Raw genomic sequence first — 7,991 nt, 5'->3', positions numbered from 1 at the left:
GTGGGGCATGGGATGGGGTGAGCTCGACGCCCGGCTGGACCGGGTGCCGGGGGTGGTTTCCGCGTACGTGGGGCGGCTGGACGCCGCTGCCAGCTGGGCCCGGCACCCGGCGGCGACGCACTACGCGGCCAGCACCATGAAGGTCGCGGTACTGCTCGCCCTGCACCGGGCGGCCGACGCAGGCAGCACCGATCTCGATGCCCCCGTCGCCGTGGTCAACGAATTCGAATCCGCCCGACCGGGAGCCCCCCGGTTCTCCTGCGCCCGGCACTACGACAACGACGACGCGGTCTGGGAGCGCGTGGGTGCGACCGCCTCCCTACGCTGGCTCGCCCACCGGATGATCACCCGGTCCAGCAATCTGGCCACCAACATCGTGCTCGGCCACGTCGGACTGCCGGCGGTCGCCGAAGCCTGGGCGAGCGCCGGTGCCCGGCACAGCGTCACCGGCCGAGGCATCGAGGACTTCGCCGCCCGGGAGGTCGGCATCACCAACCTGGTCACCGCCGGCGACCTGGCCGCACTGCTCGGCGGGTTGGCCAGCGGGGCGAACCGACCGGGACCGCTGGCCACCCCGGCCGCCTGCGCCGCCATGGTCGACGTCCTGCTGGCCCAGGAACACCGCGACGACCTGGCCGCCGGCCTGCCGGCCGGCACCCGGATCGCGCACAAGAACGGCTGGGTACGCGGGGTGCGGCACAGCGCCGGCGTCGTCTTTCCGGACGATGCCCCGCCGTACGCCATCGCGGTCTGCACCACCACCGAACCGGCCACCGGCCAGGAGCGGGCCGAAGACGGCTGCCGTCTGGTCGCGGACGTCTCGGCGGCGGCCTGGGCCGCCCGGCACCGTCTGGCCGGGTGAGCCGCGCACCCACTGGTCCGACCGGCCCGTCCGGGGTCGCCGTGCGCCACAATCTCCGGCGCCTACTCCAGCAGTTGCTCCCGCAGCGCGGCGCGCACCTCGTCGGTCACCCCCAGACCCACCCGCAGGTACGTCTCGAACGACCCGTGCACCCGGCGCACCTCGTCGTATGCGGCGTCCAGGTACTCCGGCCGCGCCTCCAGCACCGGCCGCACCGTCTCCGGGTCCAGCGACGGGTGCTGCCGGGTCATCGCCTCCATGAGCACCTCGCGCAGACTCGCGGTCAGCTCGTTGTTGCGCAGGTAGTCGGCTCTGATCGCGGCATCCTCGACGCCGAGCGCGGTCAGCAGCACCACCGCCAGCCAGCCGGTACGGTCCTTACCGGCCGAGCAGTGGAACAGCAGCGGCAGGTTCGAGCCCTCGGCGGCCAGCCGCACCGCCGCCCCGAACCCGGCCCGCGCCGCGTCCCCGGTGACGAACCACCGGTAGATCGCTTCCATCGCCGCGGGTGTCCCCTGTTCGGCCAGTTCGTCGTACGTCTCCAGGTCGTGGCCGAGCAGCAGCGCCGAGACGTACATGAAGACCGGGTGCGCCGGGTCGAGCACCGGCAGGTGCACCACCCGCGGCTGACCGACCAACCGGTCCGCCGGGGCGACCGACACCTCGGAGGCGTCCCGCAGGTCCACCACGCAGGCGGGGGCGAGCTTGCCCAGCACCGGCAGGTCCTCGTCGGTCAACCGCCCCAGCGCCGGGGTACGCAGCAGCCGGCCGGCACGCACCCGCCGGCCGTCGCCGGTGGGCAGCCCGCCCAGGTCGCGGGCGTTGGGCGCACCCACCAGCCACCAGTTCTGCCCGCTCATCCGACGTCCCTTCTGCGCATCCCGCTCCGGTACCGGGTGCCGCATCCGATGATCGCCGATGGTGCGCGCCCACCTGTGGGCCGGGCCGCCGGCGATCCCGCACGGCTGCGGTGCGTACGCCGCCGGGGTGCCCCGGGCGGCGTAGGCACCAATGGGTCAGGGACGGGCGTCGGCCAGCTCGCGGCGGCGGTCCCGGGAGGACTTGACCAGGCTGGCCGAAGTGGCCACGGCGAGGGTGCCGAGGATGATCAGAAGTGACAGCCAGATCGGGATGTGCGGTGCCCAACCGACGTGCTCGCCACCGTTGATGAACGGCACCTTGTTGTCGGCCAGTGCCTCCAGCACCAGCTTGACGCCGATGAAGCCGAGCACCACCGCCAGGCCGTAGCTGAGGTAGATCAGCCGGTTCAGCAGGCCCCCGAGCAGGAAGTAGAGCTGACGCAGGCCCATCAGCGCGAAGACGTTCGCGGTGAAGACCAGGTACGGCTCCTGGGTGATCCCGAAGATCGCCGGAATCGAGTCCAACGCGAAGATCAGATCGGTGGTGCCGATCGCGATCATCACGATCAGCATGGGGGTGAACAGCCGCCGCCCGGCCTGGTGGGTGGTCAGCTTCGCGCCGTCGTACTCGCGGGAGATCGGCAACGCCTTGCGGCTCCACCGGATCAGCAGGTTCTCGCTGAACTCGTCCTCGTCCGACTCACCCTGCCGGGCCAGGTTGATCGCGGTGTAGATCAGGAAGGCGCCGAAGATGTAGAAGACCCAGGAGAACTGCGAGATCAACGCGGCGCCGGCGGCGATGAACCCGCCGCGCATCACCAGGGCCAGCACGATGCCGATGAGCAGTACCTTCTGCTGGTACTGCCGGGGCACCCCGAAGCGGGCCATGATGATGACGAAGACGAACAGGTTGTCCACCGAGAGGCTGTACTCGGTCAACCACCCGGTGTAGAACTGGCCGGCTGCGCTTGCGCCGCTGGTGAGCCAGAGGCCGACGCCGAAGATCAGGGCCAGCCCGACGTAGAAGCCGACCCAGAGGCTCGACTCCCGGATGCTGGGCTCGTGCGGTCGCCGACCGACGATGAGCAGGTCCACCAACAGGACCGCCGTCAGCGCGACGAGCGTTACCGCCCACACCATTGCGGACACGTTCAATGCATTCCTCCGGCAGACACGCGGCGTCGTGCACACCGGGACACCGGATGGCGGCAGGGTGGGCGGCGACGGGAGCTCAAGTGGCTGTCGGAGGTCTCTTCCGCCAACGGCCCGCGGGCGGGACGTTGACCGATGGAGCCGGGTCGGGTGCCAGGGGTGGCGGTCGACCGTGCTGACGACTCCGTCGCGGGGGAATACTCCCCTCCTCGGCGGCCATTGTTCACCATCCAGGCCAGGCGGCGCACCTGCGGAAGCCGGGATTGCTGGCAATATCACGTTCCGCGCTCAGCTGTGGCTCACAACGCCTCTCCATCCTAGGAGGCTAGGTGTATAGATGCCCGCCGGCATGACAGGCCGGAGAATCCTGGGGGAGCCGGTGGCGACGTCCCACCGTCGGTGGGACAGCCGGACCCGCCGGTCGGGGCGAATCAGGGGTCGTGCGAGGCTTCGGACATGGTGCTTGAGGTCGCGCTCATCGAGGTACTACCCGGACACGAGGACGAGTTCGCCGCCGCGTACGGGCAGGCGCATCCGATCATCACGGCCGTCGAAGGCTGCCGATCGGTCCGGATGACCCGGGGCATCGAGAGCCCGAGCCGGTTCGTGCTGCTGGTCGAGTGGGACTCGGTGGAGGCGCACGAGGAGAACTTCCGCGCCACCGATGCCTTCGGCAGGTGGCGGGCCCTGATCGGTCCGTACTTCGCCGGCCCGCCCCGGGTCGAGCACTTCGTCGACGTCCCCGCCTGAGCCGAGCGACCGCCGATCCACTCCCGGAATTGTCGTACCCCCCGGTTACCGTGCGACGTGTGCGCGGCACCGGCCCCGACGCGTTCGGGGGCGCCGGGACCGGTGGCCGCGCCACCAGACCGACCAGCGGTCGCGCCACCAGACCGACCAGCGGTCGAGCGCCGGGTACGTTCCCGCCGACCTGCTCAACTCGGGCGTGCCCGCCGCGCTGCTCGCCGAGGCGGCCTCAACCCCGCGCCGACCGCCGGCCAGCCAGCCAGTGCCGGCGAACGTTGCCGGGCTACCGGACGACCTCTCCGCCGACCGATCGGCCTCGGTCAGCCGCCCTGGCGACCTGGTCGCGCAACAGGGCGGCGGTCTCCTCCCCGTCGAGCGCGGCCGACGCGAGCCAGTCGCTCACCTGTTCGTACCGCGCCACGTCCGCGCCGGTCACCAGGCGTACGTCGGCGGTGAGCGTCTCCACCATGACCGTACGCGGGTCGGCCGGGTCGGGGAACGAGTAGCTGGAGTAGCCGGTCAGCGGATGTACTCCCGTCGCCGGTGCGGCGGTACGGGTCACCACGCGGACGGTGACGTGTGGCAACTCGGCCAGCGCGAGCAGATGCGCCAGCTGTTCCTGCCATACGTCCGGCGCGACGCCACCGCCGTCACAGACCCGCTCGTCGAGCAGGGCGGTGTAGCGGGGTGGGTCGGGACGGCGCAGGACCTGCTGACGCAGCAGCCGGGCCCGGACGTCGGCCTCGACGTCGACCTCCGGGTGCAGCAGCCGGCCGGCGTCGATCCGCGCCCGGGCGTAGCCCGGCGACTGGAGCAGGCCCGGCACGACGGCCGGCTGGTACTCCACGATGTTCGCCGCACCCGCCTCCAGCTCGGCGTACGTGCGTTGCCGCTCGTGCATCTCACCCAACGTCCGCCACCAGCCTCGGCTGGTCGCCGCGTCCCGCGCGATGACGATCAGTTCGTCGCGCTGCGGCGCCGGAACCTGGTAGACGTCCAGCAGGTCCAGCACGTCGGCCAGGTCGGGCCGACTCTGCCCGAGCTCGATGCGGGACAGCTTCGAAGTGGACGCCCACCCCAACAGGCCGCAGACCTGTTCCAGGGTGAGTGCCTTGCGCCTGCGCAACTGACGTAGCTCGGCGCCCAGTCGCGCACGCCGAATGACCGGACTCGATGACAACGGCATCCCCGCCTCCCCACGACGGAGGGTACGCAGGACCATCACCCACGGCAATACCTTGCTTGCGGAACGCAACCGTCCATCATGTCCCTCCGATGAGGAAGGGCTGTCCCGTATCGCCGAAGGTTGCGCGTCCTCGCCCTGTGGCTGCGCCGCGCCGCGTGAGTGTCAGACGTGGGTTGGGCTGATCCCAGCGGGAGCGTCACGCCTGACACGAGAGGCCCCTTACCTCACGTCGTCGCGCACGGTCATCGCGTGGTCTCCTCGTGGCGACGGCCACCCCCGCCGGTCACTTCACCCCGGCCGCGTCCATCCCGCGCAGCTCCTTCTTGAGCTCGGCGACCTCGTCGCGGATCCGGGCGGCCAGCTCGAACTGCAACTCCCGGGCGGCGGCCAGCATCTGGTCGTTGAGCTCCTGGATAAGCTGCGCCAGATCGGCTCGGGCCATCCCCTCCCGGGACGGGCCCGCCCCGGTGGCCCGGGTACGACTGCGGGTCTCCTTCACCGGCGCCTTGCCCCGGGAGAGCTGTCGCACCGCACCGCCGACCCGGGACGCCTCGGTGTCCTCCGCTTCGCGGTAGATGTCATCGAGGATGTCGTGGATCTTCTTGCGCAGCGGCTCGGGGCTGACGCCGTGCGCCTCGTTGTGCGCGATCTGCTTGGCCCGCCGCCGGTTGGTCTCGTCGATCGCCTCCGCCATCGACGGCGTGATCTTGTCGGCGTACATGTGGACCTGACCGGAGACGTTGCGGGCGGCCCGGCCGATGGTCTGGATGAGCGACCGGCCGCTACGCAGGAAGCCCTCCTTGTCGGCGTCGAGGATCGCGACCAGCGAGACCTCGGGCAGGTCCAGACCCTCCCGGAGCAGGTTGATGCCGACCAGCACGTCGTAGTCGCCCTTGCGCAACTCGCGCAGCAGCTCCACCCGGCGCAGGGTGTCGACCTCGGAGTGCAGGTACCGCACCCGGATGCCGTTCTCCAGCAGGTAGTCCGACAGGTCCTCGGCCATCTTCTTGGTCAACGTGGTGACCAGCACCCGCTCGTCGCGTTCGGTACGCAGCTTGATCTCGTGCATCAGGTCGTCGATCTGACCCTTGGTGGGCTTGACCACGACCTCCGGGTCGACCAGCCCGGTCGGGCGGATCACCTGCTCGACGTACTCGCCCTGGGCCTGCTCCAGCTCCCACGGGCCGGGGGTGGCGGAGAGGAAGACCAACTGGCCGACCCGCTCCAGGAACTCGTCGAAGCGCAGCGGCCGGTTGTCGGCGGCGCTGGGCAGCCGGAAGCCGTGGTCGATCAGCATCCGCTTGCGCGAGGCGTCCCCCTCGTACATGCCGCCGATCTGCGGGATGGTCACGTGCGACTCGTCCACCACCGTGAGGAAGTCGTCGGGGAAGTAGTCGAGCAGGCAGTGCGGCGGGCTGCCGGGCAGCCGCCCGTCCATGTGCATGGAGTAGTTCTCGATGCCGGAGCAGAACCCGACCTGGCGCATCATCTCGATGTCGTAGGTGGTGCGCATCCGCAGTCGCTGGGCCTCCAGCAGCTTGCCCTGCCGCTCCAACTCGGCCAGCCGCTCGGCCAGCTCCGCCTCGATGTCGCGGATCGCCCGCTCCATCCGCTCCGGGCCGGCCGCGTAGTGGGTGGCCGGGAAGATCACCAACTGGTCGACCTCCTTGACCACGTCGCCGGTGAGCGGATTGAGGTAGTAGAGCTTCTCCACCTCGTCGCCGAAGAGCTCGATGCGGACCGCCAGCTCCTCGTACGCCGGAATGATCTCGAGCGTGTCACCGCGGACCCGGAACGTGCCCCGCTGGAAGGCCATGTCGTTGCGGGTGTACTGGATGTCGACCAGCCGGCGCAGCAGCTGGTCACGGTCGAGTTCCTGGCCGACGGTGACCCGTACCGCCCGGTCGAGGTATTCCTCCGGGGTGCCCAGGCCGTAGATGGCCGAGACGGTGGCCACCACGATCACGTCGCGGCGGGTGAGCAGCGACATGGTCGCCGAGTGCCGCAGCCGCTCGACCTCCTCGTTGATGGAGGAGTCCTTCTCGATGTAGGTGTCGGTCTGCGGGATGTATGCCTCGGGCTGGTAGTAGTCGTAGTACGAGACGAAGTACTCCACCGCGTTGTGCGGGAGCAGCTCGCTGAACTCCTTGGCCAACTGGGCGCAGAGCGTCTTGTTGGGGGCCAGCACCAGGGTCGGCCGCTGCAACCGCTCCACCAGCCAGGCCGTGGTGGCGCTCTTGCCGGTGCCGGTCGCGCCGAGCAGCACCGTGTGGCGGTCACCGCGCCGGACCCGGCGCTCCAACTCGTCGATCGCCGCCGGCTGGTCACCGGCGGGCTGGAACTCGCTGATGACCTGGAAACGGCCGTCCAGCCGGGGGATGTCGAGCGCCATGACACCAACGGTACGCCGGGGGTCCGACAATCCGGGCGGCTACCGCAGGTCCCTGATCGGCTTCGATATTGCCATTGTGAGACAGATCTCGCCACGCTAGCCTGAAGACCGTAGGCCGCTCGCGGCGGCCGACCGGGTCGGTGGCCGGGCCCTCCTCGGGCTCCCACCCCTGGCACGCGAGGTCGCAGCACCCGGACATCACCGGCGTGCGCACCCGGCGTGGTCGCGCCCAGGGCGCAGACCGGCCGCCGCGAGCGCCCCTGCCTCGTGACTCGTCACCCTCCCGCCCGCCAGGCGTTCATCCCCTCGTGGACACCTCTCCCGACCCGCGTCGCCGCCGGCACGGCCGGCGGCGCCGTGACCCGGGTCTGCGCGCCGCACCCGCGCCCCCGGACGTCACCGCCGACGAGCCACCGCCCGAGGAGCCGACCCACCGACGCGTCACCCTCGCCGCCCTCTCCGTGGTCGCCGCCGCGTCCGCCGCCGCCCTGGTGGCCGGGCTGCTCGACTGGGCACCCGTCGCGGACACCCCCGCCCGTGCCCTGACCGACGCCGAGTCCGAGCGGCTGGCCGCGACCCGGGTCACCAACTACCGCGACGTCCGCGCCGGGGTACGCCTCGCCGTCGGCACCGGCCGCACCCGTACCCACCTCGTCGGCTGGGTCGACTGGGCCCGTCCACTGGCGTACCTCGACGTGGGCGGTCCCGGGGCCGGGGCGCACCACGGGCTGGTGCAGGCCACCCCCTCGGTGGTGATGCTCCGCCCCGACCCCGCGGCGCCGGTGCCGGCAC

The 7,991-nt window shown here is 71.0% G+C and carries 6 protein-coding genes and 1 pseudogene; 3 read left to right on the top strand and 4 right to left on the bottom strand.

What is annotated here, in order from left to right; genetic code table 11:
* Positions 1-7 precede the first annotated feature (7 nt).
* Positions 8-862, top strand: coding sequence for a serine hydrolase (locus E1166_RS27730; RefSeq protein WP_132342854.1), 855 nt, complete (start codon positions 8-10; stop codon positions 860-862).
* Positions 863-924: 62 nt separating this feature from the next.
* On the opposite strand, the gene E1166_RS27725 is transcribed toward E1166_RS27730, so the two are convergent.
* Entirely contained in the window at positions 925-1,722 is a 798-nt protein-coding gene (locus E1166_RS27725; RefSeq protein ID WP_132342853.1) for a tyrosine-protein phosphatase, read from the bottom strand.
* Between the two features lie 156 nt (positions 1,723-1,878).
* Positions 1,879-2,877, bottom strand: a complete 999-nt coding sequence (locus tag E1166_RS27720; RefSeq protein ID WP_132342852.1) for a TerC family protein — start codon at positions 2,875-2,877, stop codon at positions 1,879-1,881.
* A 453-nt stretch (positions 2,878-3,330) separates the two neighbouring features.
* Between E1166_RS27720 and E1166_RS27715 the strand changes: the two genes are divergently transcribed.
* Positions 3,331-3,624, top strand: a complete 294-nt coding sequence (locus E1166_RS27715) for an antibiotic biosynthesis monooxygenase family protein (RefSeq protein ID WP_132270605.1) — start codon at positions 3,331-3,333, stop codon at positions 3,622-3,624.
* A gap of 280 nt (positions 3,625-3,904) precedes the next feature.
* On the opposite strand, the gene E1166_RS27710 is transcribed toward E1166_RS27715, so the two are convergent.
* The gene (locus tag E1166_RS27710; protein WP_132342851.1) at positions 3,905-4,807 is read right to left on the bottom strand and encodes a helix-turn-helix transcriptional regulator; all 903 of its coding nucleotides are present in this window, start codon (positions 4,805-4,807) and stop codon (positions 3,905-3,907) included.
* Between the two features lie 283 nt (positions 4,808-5,090).
* Positions 5,091-7,199 carry an excinuclease ABC subunit UvrB gene (uvrB, locus tag E1166_RS27705; RefSeq protein ID WP_132342850.1) on the bottom strand — a complete coding sequence of 703 codons (2,109 nt, stop codon included), beginning with the start codon at positions 7,197-7,199 and terminating at the stop codon, positions 5,091-5,093.
* Positions 7,200-7,507: 308 nt separating this feature from the next.
* Here uvrB and E1166_RS27700 point away from each other — a divergent pair.
* Positions 7,508-7,991: pseudogene (locus E1166_RS27700) on the top strand (hypothetical protein); the annotation flags it as partial.

The organism is Micromonospora sp. KC213 (genome assembly GCF_004348325.1).
Lineage (GTDB): Bacteria > Actinomycetota > Actinomycetes > Mycobacteriales > Micromonosporaceae > Micromonospora.
This window is presented reverse-complemented; position numbering and strand designations above follow the sequence as displayed.

Excerpts from the sequence above, each read along its gene's own strand:
- E1166_RS27730 (WP_132342854.1), top strand. The coding sequence starts at position 8 with ATGGGATGGGGTGAGCTCGACGCCCGGCTGGACCGGGTGCCGGGGGTG.
- E1166_RS27725 (WP_132342853.1), bottom strand. The coding sequence starts at position 1,722 with ATGAGCGGGCAGAACTGGTGGCTGGTGGGTGCGCCCAACGCCCGCGAC.
- E1166_RS27715 (WP_132270605.1), top strand. The coding sequence starts at position 3,331 with ATGGTGCTTGAGGTCGCGCTCATCGAGGTACTACCCGGACACGAGGAC.
- E1166_RS27710 (WP_132342851.1), bottom strand. The coding sequence starts at position 4,807 with ATGCCGTTGTCATCGAGTCCGGTCATTCGGCGTGCGCGACTGGGCGCC.
- uvrB (WP_132342850.1), bottom strand. The coding sequence starts at position 7,199 with ATGGCGCTCGACATCCCCCGGCTGGACGGCCGTTTCCAGGTCATCAGC.